Below are 25,353 nucleotides of genomic sequence, written 5' to 3' on the forward strand. Positions count from 1 at the left end.
GTGCTGGCGCGGGTGCGGGGGACTGCCGTCGGCGGCGGGTGAGGGGGCCGGGATACACGTGCTCGTGGTGCCGCGGACCGTATGGGGCGGTCCGCGGCACCACGGGTGATGGGGGTGCCGGTCGGGTCAACCGGTCCCGGGTCAGCTGACGCTGACCCCGGTCCACGCGGCGGCGACCGCGTTGTACTCGGCGGAGCCGCTGCCGTACAGGTCCTTGGCCGCGTTCAGGGTCGCGGTGCGGGCCTTGGCGTAGTTGGTGGACGAAGTGAAGTACACCGTCAGCGCGCGGTACCAGATGGCGGCGGCCTTGGCGCGGCCGATGCCGGTGACGGTGGAGCCGTTCTTCGTCGGGCTGTTGTAGCTGACGCCGTTGATGGTCTTGGCGCCGCTGCCCTCGGAGAGCAGGTAGAAGAAGTGGTTGGCCACGCCCGACGAGTAGTGGACGTCGAGGTTCTTCACCGAGGACGACCAGTAGTCGGCGGAGGCGCCGTCCTTGGACGGCTTGTCCATGTACCGCAGCGGGCTGCCGTCGCCGTTGATGTCGATCTTCTCGCCGATGAGGTAGTCGGGGGTGTCGGAGGCGAGGTTGGCGTAGAACTCGACCATGGTGCCGAAGATGTCGGAGGTGGCCTCGTTGAGGCCGCCGGACTCGCCGGAGTACGTCAGGCCGGCCGTGGCGCTGGTGACGCCGTGGGATATCTCGTGGCCCGCGACGTCGAGGGCGGTCAGCGGGTGGGTGTTGCCCGAGCCGTCGCCGTAGGTCATGCAGAAGCAGCTGTCGTCCCAGAAGGCGTTGACGTAGTTGCTGCCGTAGTGGGCGCGCGACAGGGAGCCCTTGCCGTCGTTGCGGATGCCGGAGCGGCTGAAGGTGTTCTTGTAGAAGTCCCACGTCGCCGCCGCGCCGAACTGCGCGTCCACGGCGGCCGACTGGCGGTTGGAGGCGGCGCCGTTGCCCCAGACGTCGTCGGTGTCGGAGAAGGTTGTCCCCGTCCCGCTGGTGCGGTTGTTCAGGTCCGTGGTGTAGATGCCGCCGCGGCTCGCGTCCTTGAGCGTGTAGGTGCTGCCGGACTTCGTGGTGGTCAGCGGGACCGAGCCCACGTGGACGCCGGTGCCGCTGCCGGTCTGGATGCCCTCGTAGGCCTGGATCACGGCGCCCGTGGCGGCGTCGGTGATGACGTTCAGCGCGCTGGGGGTGCCGTCGGCCTGGGTGCCGTGGACCACGGTCCGGTACGCCAGGCGGGGCGTGCCGCTGACGGCCCAGACGACCTTCTCGGGGGCCGCGGCCCGCCCGACCGCCTTCAGCGGCTCCTCGCCCTTGACGAGCGGGGTCTTCAGCAGGCCCTTGACCGTCGCCGCGGCCTTCTCCTCGGTGGCCGCGGCCGTGACGGAGGGCGTGAGCGTGGCGGGCGCGATCCTCGCGGTGACCGCACGCGAGACGGACCGGGTGGCGCCGCTCTTGTCCTGGTGCACCACCAGGTCGCCGCCGAGCACCTCCAGGCCGGCGTAGGCGCGGTCGTAGCGCAGGTGACGGGTGCCGTCAGGGTCGACGACGACGTCCCTGACGGTCAGCTGCTCGCGGTCGCCGAGCCCGAGGCTCCCGGCGAGGCCGGCGGCCTTGCCGCGGGCGTCGGACAGGGCCTGCGCGTGGGAGGCGGCGAGGGCCGGAGCGGTGGGGGCGCTCTGGGCGTTCGCGGCGAAGGACTGGAGACCGCCGGCCAGGAGCGCCGAGGCGGCGGCAAGGGTGCCGAGTGCCAGCTTCTTGCGCAATGTGACTCCTTGGGTCCCGTCGCGTGGGGGCGACGGGCGAGGACTCCGGGCAGGTGGGCGCCCGGAGCGGTGTGGGGGACGCGCGGTGTTCCGCGCGGCAAGGAGCCTCGCACCGAACGACGGGTTAATGACAGGTGCATTTCATGCATTGGCCGGTTCGTGCGACGGCGGCCCCGGCCCATGCGGCCATCTCCCGGCCCAAAGGGTGACAACTCCGTCCCGCGAGTAGGGGAAACCCTCCCCAGGGAGGGCGGCTTTCCGGTCACGATCCGCGGCCCGGGTGGCTGAAACACCGCGGTAATACGTGTGACGGGAGCCCGGCGTATGATCACGCGCACCATGGCCCGGGTGAGGCGCGCCGTCCCGCCCCGCGAGACGCGGCTGCCCAGCATGTGACCGACGGGTAGGCTCGGGCCTGTGCCCAAGCCGCTGAGCCTGCCCTTCGACCCCATCGCCCGTGCGGACGACATCTGGACCCGGCGCTGGGGGCGCGTGCCCTCGATGGTCGCGATCACGTCGATCATGCGCGCCCAGCAGATCCTGCTCTCCCAGGTCGACTCCGTCGTCAAGCCCTACGGGCTGACCTTCGCGCGCTACGAGGCCCTGGTGCTGCTGGCCTTCAGCAAGGAGGGCGAGCTGCCGATGTCCAAGATCGGCGAACGCCTCATGGTGCACCCCACCTCGGTCACCAACACCGTCGACCGACTGGTCGCCGCCGGCTTCGTCGCCAAGCGGCCCAACCCCAACGACGGGCGCGGCACGCTCGCCTCCATCACCGTCAAGGGCCGGGAGGTGTGCGAGGCCGCCACCGAGGACCTCATGGGGATGAAGTTCGGGCTCGGCGCGTACGACGACGAGCAGTGCGCGGAGATCTTCGACCTGCTGCGGCCGCTGCGCATAGCCGCGGGGGACTTCGAGGAGTGACGCGCGCCACGGCCGGGGCCGGGGGAAGCGCCGGAATCGCACCGGTTACGCTCGTCGCCATGAAAAGCAGCGTCCTGACCCGGTACCGGGTGATGGCCTACATCACCGCCGTCATGTTGCTGGTGCTCTGCACCTGCATGGTCTTCAAGTACGGCTTCGACACCGGTGAGGGGGTGACGCTCGCCGTCTCCCAGGTCCACGGTGTGCTGTACATCATCTACCTGGTCTTCGCCTTCGACCTGGGCTCCAAGGCGAAGTGGTCGTTCGGCAAGCTGGCGTGGGTGCTGCTGTCCGGGACCATCCCCACCGCCGCGTTCTTCGTCGAGCGCAAGGTGCGCCGCGAGGTCACCCCGCTGGTGGCCCCCGCGGGTGAACCCGTCAAGGTCTGAGACCGGCCTGACCAGCGACTTCCTCCCCTCGTTCGGCGGACGGGGGGATCCGCCGTCGACAGGTACTAGGACGTCCTAGTATTTTCGCCTTGTAGGGGTCATCCTCGTGGTACGGGGACCGGCCCGGAAGGCGAGAGAGGCGGAGACACGGCATGGACGCTGCAGCCATCGAGGAGGGGCGCAGCCGCTGGCAGGCGCGCTACGACACCGCGCGCAAGCGCGAGGCCGACTTCAGCACGCTCTCCGGCGACCCGGTCGAGCCCGTGTACGGCCCGCCCGCGGGTGCCGAGGTGCCCGGCTTCGAGCGGATCGGCTGGCCCGGCGAGTACCCCTTCACGCGGGGTCTGCACGCGACCGGTTACCGGGGCCGTACGTGGACGATCCGCCAGTTCGCGGGCTTCGGCAACGCCGAGCAGACCAACGAGCGCTACAAGATGATCCTCGAGGCGGGCGGCGGCGGCCTGTCCGTCGCGTTCGACATGCCCACCCTCATGGGACGCGACTCCGACGACCCCCGCTCGCTGGGTGAGGTCGGCCACTGCGGTGTCGCCATCGACTCCGCGGCCGACATGGAGGTCCTCTTCAAGGACATCCCGCTCGGCGACGTCACCACCTCCATGACGATCTCCGGCCCCGCGGTGCCGGTCTTCTGCATGTACCTGGTGGCCGCCGAGCGCCAGGGCGTCGACCCCGCCGTGCTCAACGGCACCCTGCAGACCGACATCTTCAAGGAGTACATCGCGCAGAAGGAGTGGCTCTTCGCCCCCGAGCCGCACCTGCGCCTGATCGGCGACCTGATGGAGCACTGCGCGGCGGGCATCCCCGCGTACAAGCCGCTGTCGGTCTCCGGCTACCACATCCGCGAGGCCGGTTCCACGGCCGCGCAGGAGCTCGCCTACACCCTCGCCGACGGCTTCGGCTACGTGGAGCTGGGCCTGTCGCGCGGGCTGGACGTCGACACCTTCGCGCCGGGCCTGTCCTTCTTCTTCGACGCCCACCTGGACTTCTTCGAGGAGATCGCCAAGTTTCGCGCCGCGCGCCGGATCTGGGCCCGCTGGATGCGCGACGTGTACGGCGCGAAGACCGACAAGGCGCAGTGGCTGCGCTTCCACACCCAGACGGCCGGCGTCTCGCTGACCGCCCAGCAGCCGTACAACAACGTCGTCCGCACCGCCGTCGAGGCCCTCGCCGCGGTCCTCGGCGGCACCAACTCGCTGCACACCAACGCCCTGGACGAGACGCTGGCGCTGCCCAGCGCCCAGGCGGCGGAGATCGCGCTGCGCACGCAGCAGGTGCTGATGGAGGAGACCGGCGTCGCCAACGTGGCCGACCCGCTGGGCGGTTCCTGGTACGTCGAGGCGCTGACCGACCGCATCGAGGCGGACGCGGAGAAGATCTTCGACAAGATCAAGGAGCTCGGCGCCCGTGCCGTGCCGGACGGCAGGCACGCGGTGGGCCCGATCACCTCGGGCATCCTGCGCGGCATCGAGGACGGCTACTTCACCGGCCGGATCGCCGAGGCCGCCTTCGAGTACCAGCGCGCCCTGGAGAAGGGCGACAAGAAGGTCGTCGGCGTCAACTGCCACACCGGCTCCGTGACGGGCGACCTGGAGATCCTGCGGGTCAGCCACGAGGTCGAGCGGGAGCAGGTCCGCGTGCTCGCCGGCCGCAAGGGCGAGCGCGACGACGCGGCCGTCCGCAAGGCGCTGGAGGCGATGCTGACCGCCGCCCGGGACGGCAGCAACATGATCGGGCCGATGCTGGACGCGGTACGGGCCGAGGCCACCCTGGGCGAGATCTGCGGGGCCCTGCGCGACGAGTGGGGCAGCTACACGGAGCCCGCGCGCTTCTGACGGACGACGGGGGGCCCGGCGGGAACAGCGCGTGTTCCCACCGGGCCCCGCTGCCGTGCCCGCCGCCCCCGGTGCAAGGGGGGGGGCGGGCACGCTGCTCAGAACTGCTCGACGAAGTACGGCTGGAGGGTCATCCAGCCGTTGCCGCGGGCGCCGTAGCGGGTGCCGTTGTCGCTCTGCGCCAGCGTGTACCAGGAGTCGACGTAGTCCGGGTCGTCCGTCCACCAGTCGTCCGGGATGGCGTCCAGGACCGCGTTCACCAGCGGGATGTAGGTGCCCTGGTCGGCGATGGTCAGCAGGATCCCCGCGATGGCCTTGGCCAGGTCGCGGTAGTTGGTGCTGCCGTCGTCCTCCATCATCACGGCGTCGGCGAGGTTGTACTTGTACAGCGACCAGTTGACCAGGATCTGGTTCGGGCTGTACGTCGTCCCGTCGTTGTCCAGGTACGGCATGTCGACGGGGTCGACCCGCACGAGGCCGTCCTGGCCGAATCCCGTGACGAGGGTGTAGATCTCGGCGTCGCCCTTGACCCACGGCTCCTCGTCGTCGGAGAGCCGGACCTGGGTGATCCGCGTGGTCCAGAAGCCGGCCGCGGCCGCCGAGGCGGAGGACGGCGCCGCGGGGCGCCGGGCGGAGGAGGTCAGGCCCTGACGGCCCAGCTCCGACTGGAGGACGTCCAGGCCCGCGGCCAGTGCCTTGGAGCCGTCGATGTCGACGACGTACACCGGGTGGCTGGGAGCGCTGCGGGCGTCGAGGCGGTGGGCCCGGCCCCGGCTGTCGTAGGCGGTGACGGTGCGGACGTCCTCGTCGGAACTGGCCGCGGCCACCCACGGGGTGACGCCGGCGGCCAGCGCCCCGCGCATCGAGTCGTCCCCGAGGCGCAGCCGCAGCAGGGAACCGACGTCAGCGCCGAGGCCCTTGGCGGCGGCGATCCGCCGGTCGGCGTCGGCGAGCGCGGGCCGCAACTGCGGGCCGGCGAGCTCGGTGACGGCCACCTCGTCCGAGGCCAGCGCCGCGTGGCGGACGCGGGCGCGCCATGAGGCGTCGGAGAGGGAGCCGGCGATGGCGCGCGCCGCCTGTTCCTCCGCCACGGTGACGGCGGACGACGGGGCGTGGGCACGCGGGGTGGCGGACGCGGGGAGCGCGGTGGCGCTCTGTGCGGCCGTCAGGGCGATCAGCGAGGCGGCGACGGTGGCGACGACGCCGCGCCGACCGGGGTGAGGGTGTCTCACGTGGATCGATCCTCCTGGGGGCGAGCGATCAATGGGCGCGCTGACAGGGTGGAACGAGGGAACGCCGAGCAACGGCCATGCCTGGCCGCCGGGTTGTCTATGCGAGTAGATGACCCGCCGGTAATCATGACGATGACATGCCACGCGGGCAAGAGGTGTCGCGGCTCCATCGAGCAAAGGGAAGCCGAACTCCCGGCGACGGCTACGCCGTTGACGCCGCCGCGAGCCCGCCCAGCAGGACGGTGGTGAAGCGGGCCGCCCAGTCGGCGTCCACCGGTTCGCAGCTGACGAGCGCGCGGTGCACCACGGCACCCGCGATCACGTCGAAGATCAGGTCGATCTGCGGCGCGGGGTCGCCGTCGTCCGGCGGGATCTCCCCGCGCTCCTGGGCGCGCCGGCGGCCCTCGATGACCAGGCGCTTCTGCCGGTCGACGATCGCCTCCCGGATCCGCTGCCGCAGTGCCTCGTCGTGGGTGGCCTCGGCGACCACCGCCATGAGCGCGGTCTTGGTGGCGGGCTGCTCCAGCAGGGCCGCGAACTGCAGGACCACGCCCTCCACGTCGGCCCGCAGGCTGCCGCGGTCGGGCAGTTCGAGCTCGTCGAAGAGCGCGGCGACCGCGTCCACGGCGAGCTCGTTCTTGTTCGCCCAGCGCCGGTAGAGGGTGGTCTTGGCGACCCTCGCGCGGGCCGCGACGTCGCCCATGGTGAGCTTGCCCCAGCCGAGCTCGACCAGGGCCTGCCGCGCGGCGTCCAGGATCGCCCGGTCGGCCTCCGCACTGCGGGGGCGTCCGGTCCTTCTGCCTGTTTCACGCGCGCACATGGCTGGGAACCCTATCCCCGTTGCGTAGGGTGCGGCCGTACAGTTACGCTACGGGTCGTATCGAAAGGGTGGCGGCCGCCGCGCGGGAAGGGACCTCGCGCCGGACAGCGCGTCACCGTCGCGCGCCGCAGGTGGCGCTTTCGGGGGGCGATTCCCCGGGAACCGCGACGAGGGGGGAGGATTGGTCTCATGCAGCCACGGAACATGTCCATGAGCGGCGTGGTCGACCTCGCCGCGGTGAAGGCGGCCGGAGAGGCCAAGGCGAAGGCCGAACAGGCCCGCGCGGAAGCCGCCCGCAACGGGGGAGAGCCCGCCGCCCCCGCCCTGGTGACCGAGGTCACCGAGGCCACCTTCGAGAGCGATGTCCTGCAGCGTTCCACCGAGGTCCCGGTCGTCGTACACTTCTGGACCGACCGCGCGGACGCGAGTGTGCAGTTGCAGGACACGCTGGAGTACCTCGCCGGCTCCTACGCGGGCCGGATCGTCGTCGCGAAGATCGACGTGTACGCGAACCAGCTGCTGGTGCAGCAGTTCGGCGTGCAGGGCATCCCCGCGGTGTTCGCGGTGCTGGCCGGCCAGGCCATGCCGCTCTTCCAGGGCGCCGCACCCGAGGACCAGATCCGCGAGGTGCTGGACCAGCTGGTCGCCGTGGCCGAGCAGCGCTTCGGCATCACGGGCGTACCGGTCGAGGAGGGCGCCGAGGCGCCGGTCGCCGAGGAGCGGCCGCCCACCCCGCAGGAGCTCGCGCTGTCCGCGGCGCACGACGCGCTGGACCAGGGCGACCTCGGTGGCGCGATCCAGGCGTACCGCAACGTGCTCGCGGACGAGCCGGCCAACACCGAGGCGAAGCTGGGCCTGGCGCAGGCCGAGTTGCTGCAGCGGGTGCAGGGCGTCGACGCGCAGGCCGCCCGCAAGGCCGCGGCGGACGCCCCGGCGGACGTGGCGGCGCAGATCGCCGTGGCCGATCTGGACCTGGTCGGCGGCCATGTCGAGGACGCCTTCGGACGGCTGGTGGACACCGTGCGGCGCACCGCGGGCGAGGACCGCGACACCGTGCGGCTGCGGCTGCTGGAGCTGTTCGAGGTGATCGGGTCCGACGACCCCCGGGTGACGGCCGCGCGTGCGGCGCTGGCACGGGTGCTGTTCTGACCTGATCACGTAAGGTGGCCGTGCCTCGAAAGCCATTTCGAGCCTCGATCAAGACCGGCCGCGCTTTACCAAATCTTGATGAAGCGCGGCCGCTGTTACTTCCGGTAAGAGAGTGACGGGACTCTGTCCGGATCCATCACACGATGGGTGATTTTCACACCCCCACCGCAACTACGCAGCGTAGCGGTTATGGTCTAGACCATATCTCCTGGGTTATCGCACCGTTACCCGCTAGTAACGACGCCCCTTGTGCAGCGGCGCCGAATGGACCACGATCGGCCAAGCCCGGTCCGTCGCCGAGCAGTCGGCACCCAGCCGTCCGATCGCCGAACGGGTCCCCACCGGGCCGGGACGCCGATGCTGTGCCAGCAGCGGACGCGGACCGCGGACAGGGGGGTCTCTGCCGTCCGGCGGGGCCTGTCCAGCAGGTTGCGCGAGAGCGTGGCCGTGTGGTTGTCGCTCGGGGGTGATCGCCGATTTTTCGGACAGCGTCGTCCGCTCTTTCCCGCGTGACGGCCGTCGATACGGCGCTCTCCTTCCCGAGGACGTAGCACTTCTCCCATCCCGCCGCAATCCCCACGATTCCGGCCGGAGATGTACGTCCGAGAAGGAGGAAAGTCATGGAGTCGCTCATCCGCGGCGGTACCAGATGGAAGCGGTTCGCCGTCGTCATGGTGCCGAGCGTCGCGGCCACCGCGGCGATAGGCGTGGCCCTGGGTCAGGGCGCGCTCGCCGCGTCGTTCAGCGTTTCGGGCCAGCAGTTCAAGGTCGCCGCCCAGGACCTGGACGGTGACGGCTTCGTCCAGTACGGAGCCATCGACGTCCAGCACGGCGGCAAGCCGATCCCGGTCGCGGTCTCCGCGTTCGACAGCGCCACGATCACCGGGCTGTGCCAGTCCGTGGTCGTGCCGACGCCGATCGGCGACGTCACGCTGAAGCTCGGTGCCGGCAACGACGGCAAGAAGGTCGAGGCGAAGAACCTCTACATCGACCTCGACCAGCTCGACGCCGATGCGGAGTTCACCGACATCAACATCGGTGTCGCCGCCGGTGACACCCAGCAGGGCCCCGGCATCAAGGCCGGTGACAAGACCGACCCCGGTTCCTTCGCCCAGGAGGCCCGGAAGGCGCACCTCACCGGTGTGACCCAGACCGCGTGGGCGACCAGCGCGGGCACCTTCAAGCTCAGCGGGCTGAGCATGTCGGTGAAGGTCGGTTCCGGCAAGAAGTACGAGTGCTTCTAGCCTGACCAGAGGGGGTGGGGGGCACGGGATGCCCCTCACCTTCCTCACCCCTGACTCTTTCTAGAAACGCCAGTCCCAGGGAGCTGTTTTCCATGAGCGCCGAGACACACGGACTGAGGGGCCGGTTCGGCTATTGGCGGTTCCGCTTCCGCGTATGGCGCGGACAGCGGCCGTTCTGGGCGGGCCTGCTGACACTGCTGGCCGGACTGCCCATCGCGTACTTCCCGTACGCCCATCTCTCGCTCGGCGCGCTGAGCCTGACCATGGCCACCACGGCCGGGTCCGGTTCGCTGATCATCGGCGTGCTGCTGGTCGTACTCGGCCTGACCATGTGGTTCCAGTCGGCGGTGCGGGTCTTCTCGGGCGTCGCGTCGATCCTGCTGGCGCTGGTGTCGCTGGTGGTCTCCAACTTCGGCGGCTTCCTGATCGGCTTCCTGCTGGGCCTCATCGGCGGTGCCCTCGCCGTCTCGTGGGCCCCGGGCGTACCGCCCGCCGACGGCGGCGCGGACCCGGCCGAACTGCCCGGCAGCGGCAAGGGTGACGACGGTGACGCCGGCTACGTGCCGCCGCCCGGTTCCCCCTACGCGGCGGCCTACGGCGAGTACCCGGCCCACCCGGCCGCCGACCAGGCAGGGACCGCCCCGCAGCACCCGGCGGACGGCGCCGAGACCGTAGACGCGAACGGGAGGCACAGTGCGGGGTGATGAGGTCCAGCCCGCTTCCGGGGTCGCCGCCGGCAGCGGCACCCGTGAGAGAACGGGGCCGCGGCACGCGGCACCGAGGAAGTCGCTGCTGACCAAGCTGCAGATGCCCGCGGGCAAGGCGATAGCCCTGGCCGCGATGCCGACGGCGGTCCTGATGGGCATGGGACTGACGCCGAGGCTGGCCTCTGCCGACGAACTGCCGAAGAACCCGTTCTCGGGCACGAAGTGCATCGAGCAGCCCGACGAGCCGGCGGAGTCCGCGACGCCGAGCGCCACCCCGTCGAGCGGCGGCACCAAGACCCCGACCCCGGATCCGTCCGGGAGCCCGTCGAGCGACCCGTCGGGTTCCCCCGGTTCCGGTGACGAGGGCGGCAAGGGCGACGAGAGCGGCGGCGGTTCGTCCGGCGGCACGGGGACGACGGCGCCCACCCCGTCGGCCTCGCCCTCGGCGGCCCAGCAGAACAACCCGCTGGACCCGCTGGGCGTCGGTGACGCCCTGGGCGACCTGCTGGGGCTCAACAAGAAGAGCGAGGGGTCCGCCACGGCGACCCCCTCGGCGACCTCGACGCCCGCCCCGGGCGCGACCTCGGCCGCTCCCAAGCCGAGCGCCTCCACGGGCACGGTGAGGACGAAGGCCGAGGACACCACCGACACGCTGAAGAAGACCGTGTCGGAGGCCGTCGAGAAGCTCTCGGAGACGACCGGGAAGGCGACGCAGACCCCGGATCCCTCGCAGAGCTCCCCGGCCGTGTCGGCGGACGGCAAGACCCCGTTCCCGTGCCCGACCCACGACGCGCAGGCCCTGGCGGACGCCGCCTACCAGGAGACGCAGTCGCTGCTGCCCGACGACCCTTGGGTCCTGCGCAGCAGCCTGCTGACCCTGACCGGGCTCGACTACAAGGGCATCGTCGAGGTCAAGACCTGGAGCGGGAAGGTCAAGAAGGTCCTGAAGTTCACCGCCACCGGCGTGGACATCAAGGACCTGCAGCAGGAGGTCGTGGGGCCGAACGGCACCGTCGGGCACGTGGACGCCCGCAAGGGCAGCACCTCGACGATCCGCAACGGCACGGTGACGATGTACACCGAGTCGCTGAAGGGCAACCTCTTCGGGCTCATCCCGATCGAGTTCACCCCGGACACCCCGCCCCCGATCAACGTGCCGGCCGCCTTCTTCACCAACGTCACGGTCAAGCAGGCCGGCCAGTTCGGCGGCACGCTGAAGGTCCCCGGCATGCACGTGTACAACACCGCGGACTGAGCCCGGCCGCACAGGACCCCTCCGGGAGCCGCACGAGGAAACGGCGGAGGGCGCCGTCCCCGCAAGGGGAGGTGCCCTCCGCCGTTCCCGTGTTCCGGGCGGCCCGGCGGCCGGTCAGACCGCGCGGTGGCCGAGGTGGTGGACCCGCACCAGGTTGGTGGTGCCGGGGACGCCGGGAGGGGAGCCGGCCGTGATGATCACGGTGTCGCCCTCGGCGTAGTCGCTGAGCTTCAGCATCTCCTGGTTGACGATCTCGACCATCTCGTCGGTGGTGTTCACGTGCGGGACGACGGTGGTCTGCACGCCCCAGGTGAGCGCCAGCATGTTGCGGGTCGACTCGTCGGTCGTGTACGCCACCACCGTCTGCGGCACGCGGTAGCGGGCCAGCCGACGGGCGGTGTCGCCGGACTTGGTGAACGCGACCAGGGTCTTGGCGTCCAGGTAGTCCGCGAGCTCGGCGGCGGCGCGGGCGACGGCGCCGCCCTGGGTGCGCGGCTTGCGGCCGTTGAGCGGCCACAGGCCCTGCTTGAGCAGTTCGACCTCGGCCGCCTCGATGATCCGCGACATCGTCTTCACGGTCTCGATCGGGTACTTGCCGACGCTGGACTCGGCGGACAGCATGACCGCGTCCGTACCGTCCAGGATCGCGTTGGCGACGTCGGAGGCCTCGGCGCGGGTCGGACGGGAGTTGGTGATCATCGACTCCATCATCTGGGTCGCGACGATCACCGGCTTGGCGTTGCGGCGGCAGAGCTCGATCAGCCGCTTCTGCACCATCGGGACCTTCTCCAGCGGGTACTCCACCGCCAGGTCGCCACGGGCCACCATGACGCCGTCGAAGGCCGCGACGACGTCCTCCATGTTGTCGACCGCCTGCGGCTTCTCGACCTTGGCGATGACCGGCACGCGGCGGCCGACCTCGTCCATGACGCGGTGGACGTCGCGGACGTCCTTGGCGTCGCGGACGAAGGAGAGCGCCACCATGTCGACGCCCATGTGCAGGGCGAAGCGCAGGTCCTCGATGTCCTTCTCGGACAGGGCGGGCACGTTGACCGCGGCGCCGGGCAGGTTGATGCCCTTGTGGTCGGAGATGACGCCGCCCTCGACGACCAGGCAGCGGACCCGCGGGCCGTCGACGTCGATCACGCGCAGCGCGACGTTGCCGTCGTTGATCAGGACGGGGTCGCCGGCGCGCACGTCGGCGGGCAGGCCCTTGTAGGTGGTGCCGCAGATGGTCCTGTCACCGGGCACGTCCTCGGTGGTGATGACGAACTCGTCACCGGCGACCAGCTCCACGGGACCGTCCGCGAAGGTCTCCAGGCGGATCTTGGGCCCCTGGAGGTCGGCCAGCACGCCGATGGCACGTCCGGTCTCCACGGAGACCTTGCGCACCCGCTGGTAGCGCTCCTCGTGCTCGGCGTGGCTGCCGTGGCTGAAGTTGAAGCGGGCCACGTTCATACCGGCCTCGGCCAGCGTCTTCAGCTGGTCGTAGGAGTCGACGGCGGGACCCAGGGTGCAGACGATTTTCGCTCGGCGCATGAGGACGATCCTATCGGGTTTGTTCCGCTCCGGAATTTTCCCGTGCGGGGGAGGCATGGACGGTGCGGACGGCGGCCATAGAGTAGAGCCTCCGGGTGGCCGCAACGAGTCACCGGCCGGTGACCAGCGCGTACGTCTGCTGTGCGATCTCCAGTTCCTCGTCGGTGGGGACGACCGCCACCGCCACCCGGCTGCCCGCGGCCGACACCACGCGGGCGGCACTGCCGCGCACCGCGTTGCGCACCGCGTCGAGCTCGACGCCCAGGCCCTCCAGGCCGGCCATGGCGGCGGCCCGGACCGCCGCGGAGTTCTCGCCGACGCCCGCCGTGAAGGCGATCGCGTCGACCCGCCCCAGCACGGCGGTGTAGGCGCCCACGTACTTGCGCAGCCGGTGGACGTAGACGTCGAAGGCGAGCTGGGCCGCCGCGTCGCCCTCGGCCATCCGGCGGGCGATCTCCCGCATGTCGTTGTCGCCGCACAGGCCCAGCAGGCCGGAGCGCTTGTTGAGCAGGTCGTCGATCTCCGCCACCGCCATCCCGCCCACGCGGGCCAGGTGGAAGACCACGGCCGGGTCCAGGTCCCCCGAACGGGTGCCCATCACCAGGCCCTCCAGCGGGGTGAGTCCCATCGAGGTCTCCACGCACTGCCCGCCGCGCACGGCCGAGGCGGAGGCCCCGTTGCCCAGGTGCAGGACGATGACGTTGACCTCGGCCGGGTCCCTGCCCAGCAGCCGCGCCGTCGCGCGGGAGACGTACGCGTGCGAGGTGCCGTGGAAGCCGTAGCGGCGCACCTGGTGGGCGTCGGCGGTCTCCCGGTCGACCGCGTAGCGGTAGGCGTGCTCGGGGATCGTGGAGTGGAAGGCGGTGTCGAAGACGGCCACCTGCGGCAGGTCCGGGCGCAGGTCGCGGGCGACCCGGATGCCGGTGACGTTCGCCGGGTTGTGCAGCGGGGCCAGCGGCACCAGGTCCTCGACGGCGGCGAGCACCTCGTCGTCGATCAGCGTCGGCTCGGTGAAGCGCGTGCCGCCGTGCACGACCCGGTGGCCCACCGCGGCCAGTTCGGGGGAGTCCAGGCCGAGGCCGCGGGCGGCGAGCTCCTCCGCGACCGTCTTCAGCGCCTCGGCGTGGTCCGCGACCCCGCCCGGCTCGCCGATCCGCTCGACGATCCCGGCCGCCGGCCGGCTGCCATCGGCCATGTCCAGCAGCTGGTACTTCACCGACGAGGAGCCGGAGTTGAGGACGAGGACGCGGGTTGCGGTCACGGTGCCTTCCCTGTGGTGGCCGGTCACCGGTCGCCCTGCGCCTGGATGGCCGTGATGGCGACGGTGTTGACGATGTCCTGGACCAGCGCGCCGCGCGACAGGTCGTTGACGGGCTTGCGCAGGCCCTGCAGCACCGGGCCGACCGCCACCGCGCCCGCCGAACGCTGCACCGCCTTGTAGGTGTTGTTGCCGGTGTTGAGGTCCGGGAAGATCAGCACGGTGGCGCTGCCGGCGACCTTCGAGTCCGGCAGCTTGGTGGCCGCGACCTTGGCGTCGACCGCCGCGTCGTACTGGATGGGCCCCTCCACCAGCAGCTCCGGGCGCCGCTGCCGGACCAGTTCGGTGGCCCGGCGCACCTTGTCCACGTCGGCGCCCGAGCCGGAGGTGCCGGTGGAGTACGAGAGCATCGCCACCCGCGGCTCGACCCCGAACTGCGCGGCGGTCTCGGCGGACTGGATCGCGATGTCGGCCAGCTGCTCCGCGTCCGGGTCCGGGTTGACCGCGCAGTCGCCGTACACCAGCACCCGGTCGGCCAGGCACATGAAGAAGACCGAGCTGACGATGGCCGCGCCCGGAGCGGTCTTGATGACCTCGAAGGCGGGGCGGATCGTCGCCGCCGTGGAGTGGACGGCACCGGAGACCATGCCGTCGGCGAGGCCCTGCTCCACCATCAGCGTCCCGAAGTAGGAGACGTCGGCCACGACGTCGTACGCCAGCTCGTAGCTGACGCCCCGGTGGGCGCGGAGCCTGGCGTAGAGCTCCGCGAAGTTCTCGCGCAGCGGCGAGGTCTGGGGGTCGGTCAGGGTGCAGCCGGGCACGTCGACGTTGACGCCGAGCTCTCCCGCCCGCTTGCGGATGGCGTCCTCGTCGCCGAGCAGGACGATGTCGCAGACGTCCCGGCGCAGCAGGACCTCGGCCGCGTGCAGGATGCGCTCCTCGGTGCCCTCGGGGAGGACCACCCGGCGGCGCCCGGTACGGGCCCGCTCGATCAGCTCGTGCTCGAACATCATCGGGGTGACGCGCTCGCCGCGGACCACCGACAGCCGCTCGGTCAGCTCGGGACCGTCCACGTGCTTCTCGAAGAGCCCGAGCGCCGTCTCCGCCTTGCGCGGGGTGGCCGCGCCCAGCCGCGCCTCCAGGGCGAAGAGCTCGGCGGCGGTCGGGAAGCTGCCGGTGGGCACCGACATGACCGGTGTGCCGGGGGCCAGCCGGGCCGCCAGGGCCATGATCTCCGGGCCGGGCACCTCGTCCAGGGTGAGCAGGATGCCGGCGATGGGCGGGGAGCCGGCGGAGTGCGCGGCCAGCGAGCCGATGATCAGGTCCGCCCGGTCGCCCGGAGTGATCACCATGCAGCCGGGGGTCAGCGCGCGGATGAAGGTCGGCAGCATCGCGCCGCCGAAGACGAAGCCCATCACGTCCCGGGACAGTCCGCCGTGGTCACCGAGGAGCACCTCGGCGTCGAGCGCCTCGACGACCTGGGCGACCGTGGGGGCCGACAGCGCCGGCTCGTCGGGCAGCACGTACGCGGGCACCGGGAGCCTGCGGCGCAGCCGCGACGCGGCCTCCTCCAGCACCTCCGGCGGCACCCGGTTGGCGATCATGGCGACGATGTCGCAGCCCAGGCCGGTGTAGGACAGGTGAGCGTTGCGGACCTCGTCCACGACCGCGTCGGCGGTCTGCTCGCGGCCGCCGACCACCGGGATCACCGAGGCGCCGAACTCGTTCGCCAGCCGGGCGTTGATGCCGAGCTCGCCCGGGAGGTTGGTCTCGTGGAAGTCCGAGCCGAGGACGAGCACGGTGGGGAACTCGGTGGCCACCAGGTGGTAGCGGTCCACCAGGCGGGCGATGAGCGCGTCCCGGCCCTGCTCGGCCTGGAGCGCGGCCGCCTCCTCGTAGGTCAGGCCGTGGGCGGTCGCCGGGTCCTGGGTGAGCCGGTAGCGGCTGCGCAACAGCTCGAACATCCGGTCGGGCGTGTCGTGGACCAGCGGCCGGAACACCCCGACGCGGTCCACCTGCCGGGTCAGCAGCTCCATCACGCCCAGCTCGACGACCTGGCGGCCGTCCCCCCTGCCGATACCGGTTACGTACACGCTGCGCGTCACGCGCTCTCTCCGTTCCTGCCCGGCGTGATCCACCCAGTCGGGTGGCGGATATCTGTTGACATTACCGTTCGGTGTGCGTATGACGCGCGGCGGGTGCGGTGCGGACCTACGATGCGAAAAGGCGACCGTACACGCGACCGGAGGGAGCGTGGAGCGCCATGCGCATCGGAGTCCTCACCGCCGGCGGCGACTGCCCCGGACTCAACGCCGTGATCCGCTCGGTGACCCACCGCGCGCTGACCTACCACGGCGACGAGGTCATCGGCTTCGAGGACGGCTTCAAGGGCCTGCTGGAGGGCCGCTACCGTCCGCTCGACCTCAACTCCGTCAGCGGCATCCTCGCCCGGGGCGGCACCATCCTCGGTTCCTCCCGCCTGGAACGCGCCCGCCTCCACGAGGCCGCCGACAACTGGCGCACCGTGTGCTCCGGCTACGGACTGGACGTCCTCATCCCCATCGGCGGCGAGGGTACGCTCACCGCGGCCCGGCTGCTCGCCGAGGCGGGCATGCCGGTGGTCGGCGTCCCCAAGACCATCGACAACGACATCTCCGCCACCGACCGCACCTTCGGCTTCGACACCGCCGTCACCGTCGCCACCGAGGCCATCGACCGGCTCAAGACCACCGCCGAGTCCCACCAGCGCGTCATGGTCGTCGAGGTCATGGGCCGGCACGCCGGCTGGATCGCCCTGGAGTCCGGCATGGCCGGCGGCGCGCACGGCATCTGCCTCCCGGAACGGCCCTTCGACCCCGCCGACCTCGTCGCCATGGTGGAGGAGCGCTTCGCCCGCGGCAAGAAGTTCGCCGTCGTCTGCGTCGCCGAGGGCGCCCACCCCGCCGAGGGCACCATGCCGTACGCCCACGGCGAGATCGACGCCTACGGCCACGAGCGCTTCGCCGGCATCGGCGCCCGGCTCGCCGCCGAGCTCGAGCAGCGCATGGGCAAGGAGGCCCGGCCCGTCATCCTCGGCCACGTCCAGCGCGGCGGCGTCCCCACCGCCTACGACCGCGTCCTGGCCACCCGCTTCGGCTGGCACGCCGTGGAGGCCGCGCACAAGGGGGCCTTCGGCTGCATGACGGCGCTGCGCGGCACCGCGGTGGAACTGGTGCCGCTCGCCGACGCGGTGATGGTGCTCAAGCGGGTGCCCGAGGACCGCATGCAGGAGGCGGAGTCGGTCTTCTGACGCCCTGTCACGAACGGCGCTGCGGGGCCCAGCGGTAGGTGAGCTCCGGCCTGCCGACCTGGCCGTACTGCGGGGCGCGGACCGCGCGGCCGGTCTCCACCAGGTGCTCAAGGTAGCGGCGGGCCGTGATCCGGGAGACGCCCACGGCCTGGGCCGCCGCGTTCGCCGACAGGCCCTCCGCCGCCTCGCGCAGCGCCGCCGTCACCGCCTCCAGGGTGGGGCCGCTGAGGCCCTTGGGGAGCACCGAGCCCTCCGGGCTGCGCAGCGCCGCCAGGGCGCGGTCCACCTCGTCCTGGCCGGAGGCCTCGCCGCCGGCCAGCTCGTCGCGGTAGCGCGCCCAGCGCTCCAGCCGGTCGCGCAGGGTGGGGAAGGTGAAGGGCTTCAGCAGGTACTGCACCACCCCGACCGAGACGGCCTGCCGCACCACGCCCAGGTCGCGGGCCGAGGTCACCGCCACCACGTCGGCGGTGTGCCCGGCCGCCCGCAGCGTGCGCACCACCTGCAGCCCGTGCCCGTCGGGCAGGTTGAGGTCCAGCAGGATCAGGTCCACCTGGTGCCGTTCGAGCGCGCGCAGCGCCGCGCCCCCGGAGTGGGCCACCGCGGCCACCGTGAACCCCGGCAGCCGCTCGACGTACAGCCGGTGGGCGTCGGCCGCCACCGGGTCGTCCTCGACGACCAGCACCTTGATCATGTCCGCACCTCCCCGCGCAGCGGCAACCGTACGGTGAAGGAGGCGCCGCCGCCCACCGCCCGCTCCAGGGCGACGGTGCCGCCCGCGCGCCGGGCGGTCTGCTCGACGAGCGCGAGCCCGAGGCCGTGCCCGTGGCTCTTGGTCGTCCAGCCGCGGCGGAAGACCTCGCGCACCACGGCCGGGTCCACCCCGCGCCCGCTGTCGGTGACCCGCAGCAGCAACTCGCCGTCGTCGGTGCGTGCGGTGACCTCGACGTGCGGGCGCGCCGTCGTCTGCGCGGCGCCCTCGATGGCGGCGTCCAGGGCGTTGTCGATCAGATTGCCCAGGAGGGTGACGAGGTCCCGGGAGGTGAGTGAGGCGGGCAGCACCCCGTCGTCGATGCGGCTGTCCTCGGTGACCGTCAGTTCCACACCGCGCTCGTTCGCCTCGGCGGCCTTGCCCAGCAGCAGTGCGGCCAGCACCGGTTCCGCCACCGCCGCGACGACGCGGTCGGTCAGTGCCTGGGCCAGCTGCAGTTCGGCGGTGGCGAACTCCACCGCGTCCTGGGTGCGGCCCAGTTCGATGAGGGAGACGACCGCGTGCAGCCGGTTGGAGGCCTCGTGCGCCTGCGAGCGCAGCGCTTCGGCGAAACCGCGTACGGAGTCCAGTTCGCCGGTGAGCGACTGCAGGTCGGTGTGGTCCCGCAGGGTCACCACGGTGCCCCGGCGCTCCCCGCCGCGCACCGGCGAGGTGTTGACCACCACCACCCGCTCCGCGGTCAGGTGCACCTCGTCCACCCGCGGCTCGGCCGCCAGCAGCGCGCCGGTCAGCGAGGCGGGCAGCCCGAGGTCGGCGACGTAGGAGCCCACCACGTCCCCCGGCAGGCCCAGCAGTTCGCGGGCGGCGTCGTTGCACAGGGCGACCCTGCGGTCGGCGTCCATGAGGATCAGGCCCTCGCGCACCGCGTGCAGCGTCGCCTGGTGGTAGTCGTACATGCGGCTCAGCTCGTCCGCGGCCATGCCGTGCGTGTGGCGGCGCAGCCGGGCGTTGGCGAAGTAGGTGCCCAGGCCCCCGACCGCCAGGGCCGCCGCGGCGATCCCGATCAGCACCGCCAGCTGGTCCCGCACCTGGTCGGTGATGGCCTCGACCGTGATGCCGACGCTGACCAGCCCGACGATCCGGCCGTCGTCCCGGACGGGGGTGACGACGCGCACCGACGCGCCCAGCGTGCCGGTGTACGTCTCCGTGAAGGTGCCGCCCTGCTGGGCGCGCTCTATGTGCCCGAGGAAGGGGCGGCCTATCTGGTCGGTGTCGGGGTGCGTCCAGCGGATGCCGGCCGGGCTCATGATGGTGATGAAGGACACGCCGGTGTCCAGGCGGACCTGCTCCGCGTAGGGCTGGAGCGCGGCGGTGGGGTCTTCGCCGCGGATCGCGGCCGCGACCGAGGGGGCGTCGGCCACCGCCCGCGCGGCCGCGGTGACCCGGTCCCGCGCGGCGTCCTCCGCGCGGCCGGCGGCGTTGACGTAGACGAGCACCGCGATGCCCGCGACCACCATGGCCACGATGACCACCTGCATCGCGAACAACTGGCCCGCCAGGCTGCGCGCACGGCGGCGCGGCCGGGGGCGGTGGAGGGGGCTCGGGAGCGGCATGCCCACCAGTGTGCACAGGTCCCGCGAACACAATGAACGCAAACGTGACCTGGCTCACTGCCCGGGCGCATAGTCACCGGGACCTATCCAATCGCGGGCGTCCCGGGACGACGTCCGGGTGGACCGAGGAGACGAAGGTGTCAGTGCCGGTACAGAGCCGTACCCAGGGTCGCAGGGACCGTACCCATTTCCTGTACATCGCGGTGGTCGTCGCCGCGATCGCCGGCGCCGTGCTCGGGATGGTCGCGCCCGATGCGGCCATCGAGCTGAAGCCCATAGGCACCGGGTTCGTGAACCTCATCAAGATGATGATCTCGCCGATCATCTTCTGCACGATCGTGCTCGGCGTGGGCTCGGTCCGCCAGGCCGCCAAGGTCGGCAGGGTCGGCGGCCTCGCCCTCGGCTACTTCGTGGTGATGTCCTTCGTCGCCCTGGCCATCGGCCTGGTGGTCGGCAACATCCTCCAGCCCGGCGACGGGCTGCACCTGACCGACGCGCTCAAGGACGCGGGCCAGGCACAGGCCAAGGACGCCCCGGCCGAGACCCTGCCGGACTTCCTGCTCAGCATCATCCCGGTCACCCTGGTCTCCGCCTTCACCGAGGGCCAGGTGCTGCAGACCCTCCTGGTCGCCCTGCTGGTCGGCTTCGGCCTGCAGGCCCTGGGGACGGCGGGCGAGCCGATCCTGCGCGGCGTCGGCCACATCCAGAAGCTGGTCTTCCGCGTCCTGTCCATGATCATGTGGGCGGCCCCGATCGGCGCCTTCGGCGCGATCGCGGCGGTCGTCGGCTCGGCGGGCGTGGACGCCCTCAAGGCGCTCGCCACGATCATGCTCGGCTTCTACGTCACCTGCCTGATCTTCGTCGTGGTCGTGCTCGGCCTGATGCTCCGCTTCTTCGCCGGGGTCAACCTCTTCCAGCTGCTGAAGTACCTCGGCCGGGAGTTCCTGCTGATCGTCTCCACCTCGTCCTCGGAGTCGGCGCTGCCCCGCCTGATCGCCAAGATGGAGCACCTGGGCGTCAGCCGCCCGGTCGTCGGCATCACCGTGCCGACCGGCTACTCCTTCAACCTCGACGGCACCATGATCTACCTGACCATGGCCTCGCTGTTCATCGCCGACTCGATGGGCCAGCCGCTCGCCATCGGCCAGCAGATCACCCTGCTGCTCTTCATGATGGTCGCCTCCAAGGGCGCCGCCGGCGTCACCGGCGCGGGCCTGGCGACCCTCGCCGGAGCGCTCCAGTCGCACAAGCCGGCCCTGGTCGACGGCGTCGGCCTCATCGTCGGCATCGACCGCTTCATGAGCGAGGCCCGCGCCGTCACCAACTTCGCGGGCAACGCCGTCGCCACGGTGCTGATCGGCACGTGGACCAAGGAGTTCGACCGTGAGCAGGCCCAGCGCGTGTTCGCGGGTGAGCTGCCCTTCGACGAGACCACGCTCGTCGACGACGGCCACGGCACGGCCCCCGAGCCCGCCGCCCCCGTGGACACCGGCAAGGAGCCGGTGACGACGGCCTGACCGGCCGTCACCCCTGAACGGTCCCGCCGGGCGGATCCCCCCTCCGCCCGGCGGGACCCGTTGTGGTGTGCGGGGCGGGGGAGTTCACCCGATCGGTCCAGGGTGCGGCGCGAGTTCCACGAGGTGCGCCGGGGCGCGTCGGTGCAGGTCAGCGCGCGGGTGTGCGGGACTCGTGCGCGGGGCGCCGGGCATGCGGCGCGATGCGCCGGGAGGCGTGACGAGGGGATGTGTGGGGAGCGGCGCACGAACCGCTTCAGAAAGTTCGTCTCGGTTCGTGGATATGGCCAATTCCCGTTCCCTGTAAGGGAGATAATCACACGGCCCGGCGTTGGGGGGTGGGGAGTGCGCGAGTCCGTCGTCTGCTGCATTTGGCGTAAACCGCACACTTGCGGACGGCTCGCTCGTTAGGAGTGCTGCGTCGCCTTTCAAGGTCTGGGATGCAGTGAGATGATTCTACTCAATTCCGGACAAATGGTGTGCGCGCCAACGCACCTTACCGAACGAGGACCCCGCTATGACTGCCACCCCCACCGTGAACGCCGGCCACGACGCTCCGACCCGGCGCTCGCAGGCGCGGCGGAGGATCCCGCTGGCCGAGCTGGCCTCCCGCGGCAGCTCCGTGGCCTCCCCGGCCCTTGACCGCGTGATGCCCGCCGCCGCCTCCGCCGGGAACGTCCCGGTCGCGGCCTTCCAGTCGTTCAGCAGCAAGTAGGCCCGGCCGACTCGGGGGTCCGGGCCGCAGTCATGGAGACATCGGCACCGGCCAGAGCGCTGTCACAATTCGTGCTGAAACTGCACAGCCGGTGCGATTTGGCGTGCGATCACTGCTACGTCTACGAGCACGCCGACACCAGCTGGAAAACGCGTGTCCGGGCCACCCCCGACGAGGTGTTCGAACGGGTGGCCGCACGGATCGCCGAGCATGCCGCGGCGCACCGTCTCGCGGCCGTCCAGGTGGTGTTCCACGGGGGAGAACCCCTGCTGGCAGGCCCGGCCCGGATCCGGCGGGCGGCCGAGGCGCTGCGCCGGGCGCTCGACGGCGTGTGCGCCCTGGAGCTCGGCATCCAGACCAACGCCGTCCTCCTGGACGAACGGTTCTGCGACGTCTTCGACGAGTTCGGCATCTCGGTCGGCGTCTCCCTGGACGGCGGCCGGGCCGAGAACGACCGCCACCGGCGGTTCGCCGACGGGCGTGGCAGCTACGACCGGGTGGTGGCGTCGCTCGGGCTGCTCCGCGAGCCGCGCTACCGCCATCTGTACGGCGGTCTGCTCTGCACCATCGACGTGGAGAACGACCCGCTGGCGGTCTACGAGGCCCTGATGGCGCTCGAACCGCCCCGCATCGACTTCCTGCTGCCCCACGCCACCCACGACGCCCCTCCCGGGCGCCCCGGCGGCGCCCGGGCGCCCTACGCGCAGTGGCTGCTGACCGTCCACCGCCGCTGGGCGGCCGAGGGGCGCCCGGTGCCCGTGCGGGTCTTCGACTCCGTGCGCCGGATGCTGCGCGGCGGGAGCAGCCTCGTCGAGTCCATCGGCACCGACCCGGTCGACCTGGTCGTCATCGAGACCGACGGGACCTTCGAGCAGGCCGACTCGCTCAAGACCGCCTACGACGGCGCCCCGGCCACCGGGATGGACGTGTTCGCCCACTCCCTGGACGAGGTCGCCGCCCACCCCGGCATCGCGGCCCGGCGGCAGGGCAAGGAGGGGCTGTGCGACGAGTGCCGCCGCTGCCCGGTCGTCGACGTCTGCGGCGGGGGACTGTACGCGCACCGCTACCGCACCGGGACCGGATTCGAGAATCCGTCCGCGTACTGCGGTGACCTGATGGAGTTGATCCTCGGCATCCGTGACGCCGAGGAGACGGAACGGGAGGATCCGGTGAGCACCGCGTCGGGGCGGCAGCCCCAGTCCTCGCTGACCGAGGACCAGATCGACCAGCTGGCCGCCGGCTACGGCGACGCCGCGACGGTCGCCGCGCTCGCCGCCGAGCAACTGGAGATCACCCGCGGACTGCTCACCGCCGTCTGGGAGCGCGCTCCCCGGGACGGCAGGACCGCCGCGGTCTGGCGGGTGCTCGCCGAGGTCGACGAGGCCGCGCCGGAGGCCCTGGACGAGGTGCTCGCCCATCCCTACGTCCGGCCGTGGGCCCGGCACTGTCTGAAGACGGGCGGCGACGGCGGGGCGGACGTGGCGGGGCTCGCCGAGTTCGCCGCCGCCGCCGTGGTGCGGGCCGCGAGCCGGTACGGGGCGAGCGTGCGGGTGCCCGTCCGCGACGGCGCGGTACGCCTGCCGGGGCTCGGCCGCGTCCTGGTCGGCGCCCCCGACGGAGCGGACGCCGAGGTCGCCGCGACCACCGACGGCTTCGGCGTGAGCGCCGCCGGCCGCACGGTGAGGATCGGCGCGCACGACCCGGGCGACGCGCGGTGGCACCCCGTACGGCGGGTCGGCCCGGCCGGATGGAGCGTCGCGCTGGAGGACACCGACCCCTACCGCGACGCCCACCAGTGGCCCCTGGTGCCCCGGCAGGACGAGGCCGAGGTCAAGGCCTGGCACGAGGACCTGGTCGCCGCCTGGGACTTCCTCGGCCGTGAGCTGCCCCGCTACGTGCCGGGACTGGCCGCCGGGCTCGGCACCATCACCCCGTTGGTCCCGCCGGGCGACGGCAGCGACGTCAGCGGGGCCGCCCGGCAGGCGTTCGGCGCGGTCGGCATCGCGCGGCCCGCCGCCCCGGACACGCTGGCCCTGCTGGTCGCCCACGAGTTCCAGCACGTGAAGCTCGGTGCCGTACTGGACTTGATGGACCTGTACGACCCGGAGGACACCCGCCTCTTCCACGCCCCGTGGCGCCCCGACCCGCGCCCGCTGGAGGGGCTGCTGCAGGGGACGTACGCGCACGTCGCCGTCGCCGAGTACTGGCGCGCGCTGGCCCGCCGGGGCGTCCCGGAGGCGGCCGCGCCCTTCGCCCGCTGGACCCGCGAGACCGCGGAGGCGGTCGACCGGCTGGCCGGCAGCGGCTCGCTGACCCCGCTCGGAAAGCGCTTCGCGGACGGGATGGCCGGCACCGTCGCCCCCTGGCTCTCCGAACTGAACGGGGTCTGAGGTGCACACTCTGGAAAGCCTGACCCGGGATCTGCGCGCGCTGGGCGTCGAGGCGGGGGACGTGCTGCTCGTCCAGGGCTCGCTGAAGGCGATCGGCCCGGTCGAGGGCGGCGGACGCACCGTGGTCGAGGCGCTGCGGGCGGCGCTGGGCGAGCACGGCACCCTGGTCGCGTACGCGGCGACCCCGGAGAACTCCGTCACCTCCCGGCTGGACCGGCAGCGCACGGAGGGCATGAGCGAGGCGGAACTGGCCGCCTACCGCGACGCGATGCCCGCCTTCGACCCGCTGACCACCCCCGTCTCGCCCAGCGTGGGACGGCTCGCCGAGGAGGTCCGGCTGGTGCCGGGCGCGCTGCGCAGCGCGCACCCGCACACCTCCTTCACCGCCTTCGGCCCGGCCGCGCGCTTCGTCACCGAGGGCCACGAGCTGGAGAGCCACCTGGGCGAGGACTCGCCCACCGCCCGGCTGTACGACCTGCGGGCCCGTGCCCTGCTGATCGGCGTGGACCTGTGGGTCTGCACCGCCTACCACCTCGCCGACTACCGGGCGGTCCCGCCGCCGGACCGCCCGTACCAGGCCCTGGTGCGCACCGCGGACGGCGGCAAGGAGTGGGTGCACTTCCAGGCGCCCGACATCGACGACCGCCACTTCCCACGGCTGGTCCCGGTGGTGGCGCGCGAGTGCGCGGTGCTGGACGGTCCCCTCGGCGACGCGCCCTGCCATCTGGTGCCGATCGCCGACGCCGTGGACGTCATCGCCAAGTGGCTGGTGAACAACGGGCGTTGACGTAATCCGGGCAAAAATGATGGTCATGCGCTATTCCGCCGGAGAATAGACGGTTCCTACACATCTACCGTCCCCGACAAAAAGCCTGTTAGATATCTGTGGGTGGCCGGTGCATCGAAAAAAAAAAAAAAAGAAGAAAAAAAAAAAAAAAAAAAAAAAAAAAAAGAAAAAAAAAAAAAAAAAAAAAAAAAAAAAAAAA

General features: G+C 71.7%; 20 protein-coding genes. 12 read left to right on the plus strand and 8 right to left on the minus strand.

Features of this window, described 5'->3' with window-relative positions; all coding sequences use genetic code 11:
• Nucleotides 1-141: 141 nt before the first annotated feature.
• Nucleotides 142-1,767, minus strand: a complete 1,626-nt coding sequence (locus tag PV350_RS27955; RefSeq protein WP_500336715.1) for a M4 family metallopeptidase — start codon at nt 1,765-1,767, stop codon at nt 142-144.
• A gap of 417 nt (nt 1,768-2,184) precedes the next feature.
• On the opposite strand from PV350_RS27955, the gene PV350_RS27960 reads away from it, so the two are divergent.
• From PV350_RS27960 to icmA, 3 genes are all read left to right on the plus strand, one after another.
• Nucleotides 2,185-2,691 (plus strand): MarR family winged helix-turn-helix transcriptional regulator, encoded by a 507-nt coding sequence (locus PV350_RS27960; protein WP_499514067.1) that lies wholly within the window; start codon nt 2,185-2,187, stop codon nt 2,689-2,691.
• A 59-nt stretch (nt 2,692-2,750) separates the two neighbouring features.
• Entirely contained in the window at nt 2,751-3,080 is a 330-nt protein-coding gene (locus PV350_RS27965; protein ID WP_499514068.1) for a DUF3817 domain-containing protein, read from the plus strand.
• A 152-nt stretch (nt 3,081-3,232) separates the two neighbouring features.
• Nucleotides 3,233-4,933, plus strand: a complete 1,701-nt coding sequence (gene icmA / locus PV350_RS27970; RefSeq protein ID WP_499514069.1) for a coenzyme B12-dependent isobutyryl-CoA mutase large subunit — start codon at nt 3,233-3,235, stop codon at nt 4,931-4,933.
• 98 nt (nt 4,934-5,031) lie between these two features.
• On the opposite strand, the gene PV350_RS27975 is transcribed toward icmA, so the two are convergent.
• Nucleotides 5,032-6,165 (minus strand): DUF3103 family protein, encoded by a 1,134-nt coding sequence (locus PV350_RS27975; protein ID WP_499514070.1) that lies wholly within the window; start codon nt 6,163-6,165, stop codon nt 5,032-5,034.
• A gap of 202 nt (nt 6,166-6,367) precedes the next feature.
• Entirely contained in the window at nt 6,368-6,985 is a 618-nt protein-coding gene (locus PV350_RS27980) for a TetR/AcrR family transcriptional regulator (RefSeq protein WP_499514071.1), read from the minus strand.
• Between the two features lie 189 nt (nt 6,986-7,174).
• On the opposite strand from PV350_RS27980, the gene PV350_RS27985 reads away from it, so the two are divergent.
• From PV350_RS27985 to PV350_RS28000, 4 genes are all read left to right on the plus strand, one after another.
• Nucleotides 7,175-8,134: a tetratricopeptide repeat protein gene (locus PV350_RS27985; protein ID WP_499514072.1), complete on the plus strand. Its 960-nt coding sequence runs from the start codon at nt 7,175-7,177 to the stop codon at nt 8,132-8,134.
• 620 nt (nt 8,135-8,754) lie between these two features.
• A complete protein-coding gene (locus PV350_RS27990; RefSeq protein ID WP_499514073.1) occupies nt 8,755-9,378 on the plus strand; it encodes a DUF6230 family protein in 624 nt (207 codons plus the stop codon).
• A 92-nt stretch (nt 9,379-9,470) separates the two neighbouring features.
• Nucleotides 9,471-10,082, plus strand: a complete 612-nt coding sequence (locus tag PV350_RS27995) for a DUF6114 domain-containing protein (protein ID WP_499514074.1) — start codon at nt 9,471-9,473, stop codon at nt 10,080-10,082.
• Nucleotides 10,072-11,340, plus strand: a complete 1,269-nt coding sequence (locus PV350_RS28000) for a hydrogenase expression protein HypF (RefSeq protein WP_499514075.1) — start codon at nt 10,072-10,074, stop codon at nt 11,338-11,340. Before PV350_RS27995 ends, PV350_RS28000 begins: the two co-directional genes overlap by 11 nt.
• 114 nt (nt 11,341-11,454) lie before the next feature.
• On the opposite strand, the gene pyk is transcribed toward PV350_RS28000, so the two are convergent.
• From pyk to pta, 3 genes are all read right to left on the minus strand, one after another.
• A complete protein-coding gene (gene pyk / locus PV350_RS28005; protein ID WP_499514076.1) occupies nt 11,455-12,879 on the minus strand; it encodes a pyruvate kinase in 1,425 nt (474 codons plus the stop codon).
• A gap of 109 nt (nt 12,880-12,988) precedes the next feature.
• A complete protein-coding gene (locus tag PV350_RS28010; protein WP_499514077.1) occupies nt 12,989-14,140 on the minus strand; it encodes an acetate kinase in 1,152 nt (383 codons plus the stop codon).
• Between the two features lie 23 nt (nt 14,141-14,163).
• Complete coding sequence (gene pta / locus PV350_RS28015) at nt 14,164-16,242, minus strand: phosphate acetyltransferase (protein ID WP_500336720.1); 2,079 nt, start codon at nt 16,240-16,242, stop codon at nt 14,164-14,166.
• Between the two features lie 158 nt (nt 16,243-16,400).
• On the opposite strand from pta, the gene PV350_RS28020 reads away from it, so the two are divergent.
• On the plus strand, nt 16,401-17,426 hold the full coding sequence (locus PV350_RS28020) for an ATP-dependent 6-phosphofructokinase (protein ID WP_499514079.1): 1,026 nt from the start codon (nt 16,401-16,403) through the stop codon (nt 17,424-17,426).
• A gap of 7 nt (nt 17,427-17,433) precedes the next feature.
• On the opposite strand, the gene PV350_RS28025 is transcribed toward PV350_RS28020, so the two are convergent.
• Together PV350_RS28025 and PV350_RS28030 are read right to left on the minus strand one after the other, a co-directional pair.
• Nucleotides 17,434-18,117, minus strand: coding sequence for a response regulator (locus PV350_RS28025; protein WP_499514080.1), 684 nt, complete (start codon nt 18,115-18,117; stop codon nt 17,434-17,436).
• Nucleotides 18,114-19,748 carry a sensor histidine kinase gene (locus PV350_RS28030; protein ID WP_500336722.1) on the minus strand — a complete coding sequence of 545 codons (1,635 nt, stop codon included), beginning with the start codon at nt 19,746-19,748 and terminating at the stop codon, nt 18,114-18,116. The genes PV350_RS28025 and PV350_RS28030 overlap by 4 nt, the downstream gene beginning before the upstream one ends.
• 143 nt (nt 19,749-19,891) lie before the next feature.
• Here PV350_RS28030 and PV350_RS28035 point away from each other — a divergent pair, with 143 nt between their 5' ends.
• The 4 genes from PV350_RS28035 (at nt 19,892) to PV350_RS28050 (ending at nt 25,154) form a co-directional block, all read left to right on the plus strand.
• Nucleotides 19,892-21,265, plus strand: a complete 1,374-nt coding sequence (locus PV350_RS28035; RefSeq protein WP_499516952.1) for a cation:dicarboxylate symporter family transporter — start codon at nt 19,892-19,894, stop codon at nt 21,263-21,265.
• A 514-nt stretch (nt 21,266-21,779) separates the two neighbouring features.
• Complete coding sequence (gene fxsA / locus PV350_RS28040) at nt 21,780-21,977, plus strand: FxSxx-COOH cyclophane-containing RiPP peptide (RefSeq protein ID WP_499514082.1); 198 nt, start codon at nt 21,780-21,782, stop codon at nt 21,975-21,977.
• 32 nt (nt 21,978-22,009) lie between these two features.
• A complete protein-coding gene (locus tag PV350_RS28045; RefSeq protein ID WP_500336724.1) occupies nt 22,010-24,367 on the plus strand; it encodes an FxsB family cyclophane-forming radical SAM/SPASM peptide maturase in 2,358 nt (785 codons plus the stop codon).
• Between the two features lies 1 nt (nt 24,368).
• A complete protein-coding gene (locus PV350_RS28050) occupies nt 24,369-25,154 on the plus strand; it encodes an AAC(3) family N-acetyltransferase (protein ID WP_499514084.1) in 786 nt (261 codons plus the stop codon).
• Nucleotides 25,155-25,353 lie beyond the last annotated feature (199 nt).

This window comes from Streptomyces sp. PA03-6a, from assembly GCF_033792765.1.
Classification (GTDB): domain Bacteria; phylum Actinomycetota; class Actinomycetes; order Streptomycetales; family Streptomycetaceae; genus Actinacidiphila.

Coding starts and splice junctions, on each gene's coding strand:
- PV350_RS27965 (WP_499514068.1), top strand. CDS start 2,751: ATGAAAAGCAGCGTCCTGACCCGGTACCGGGTGATGGCCTACATCACC.
- icmA (WP_499514069.1), top strand. CDS start 3,233: ATGGACGCTGCAGCCATCGAGGAGGGGCGCAGCCGCTGGCAGGCGCGC.
- PV350_RS27980 (WP_499514071.1), bottom strand. CDS start 6,985: ATGTGCGCGCGTGAAACAGGCAGAAGGACCGGACGCCCCCGCAGTGCG.
- PV350_RS27985 (WP_499514072.1), top strand. CDS start 7,175: ATGCAGCCACGGAACATGTCCATGAGCGGCGTGGTCGACCTCGCCGCG.
- PV350_RS27990 (WP_499514073.1), top strand. CDS start 8,755: ATGGAGTCGCTCATCCGCGGCGGTACCAGATGGAAGCGGTTCGCCGTC.
- PV350_RS27995 (WP_499514074.1), top strand. CDS start 9,471: ATGAGCGCCGAGACACACGGACTGAGGGGCCGGTTCGGCTATTGGCGG.
- pyk (WP_499514076.1), bottom strand. CDS start 12,879: ATGCGCCGAGCGAAAATCGTCTGCACCCTGGGTCCCGCCGTCGACTCC.
- PV350_RS28020 (WP_499514079.1), top strand. CDS start 16,401: ATGCGCATCGGAGTCCTCACCGCCGGCGGCGACTGCCCCGGACTCAAC.
- PV350_RS28025 (WP_499514080.1), bottom strand. CDS start 18,117: ATGATCAAGGTGCTGGTCGTCGAGGACGACCCGGTGGCGGCCGACGCC.
- PV350_RS28030 (WP_500336722.1), bottom strand. CDS start 19,748: ATGCCGCTCCCGAGCCCCCTCCACCGCCCCCGGCCGCGCCGCCGTGCG.
- fxsA (WP_499514082.1), top strand. CDS start 21,780: ATGACTGCCACCCCCACCGTGAACGCCGGCCACGACGCTCCGACCCGG.
- PV350_RS28045 (WP_500336724.1), top strand. CDS start 22,010: ATGGAGACATCGGCACCGGCCAGAGCGCTGTCACAATTCGTGCTGAAA.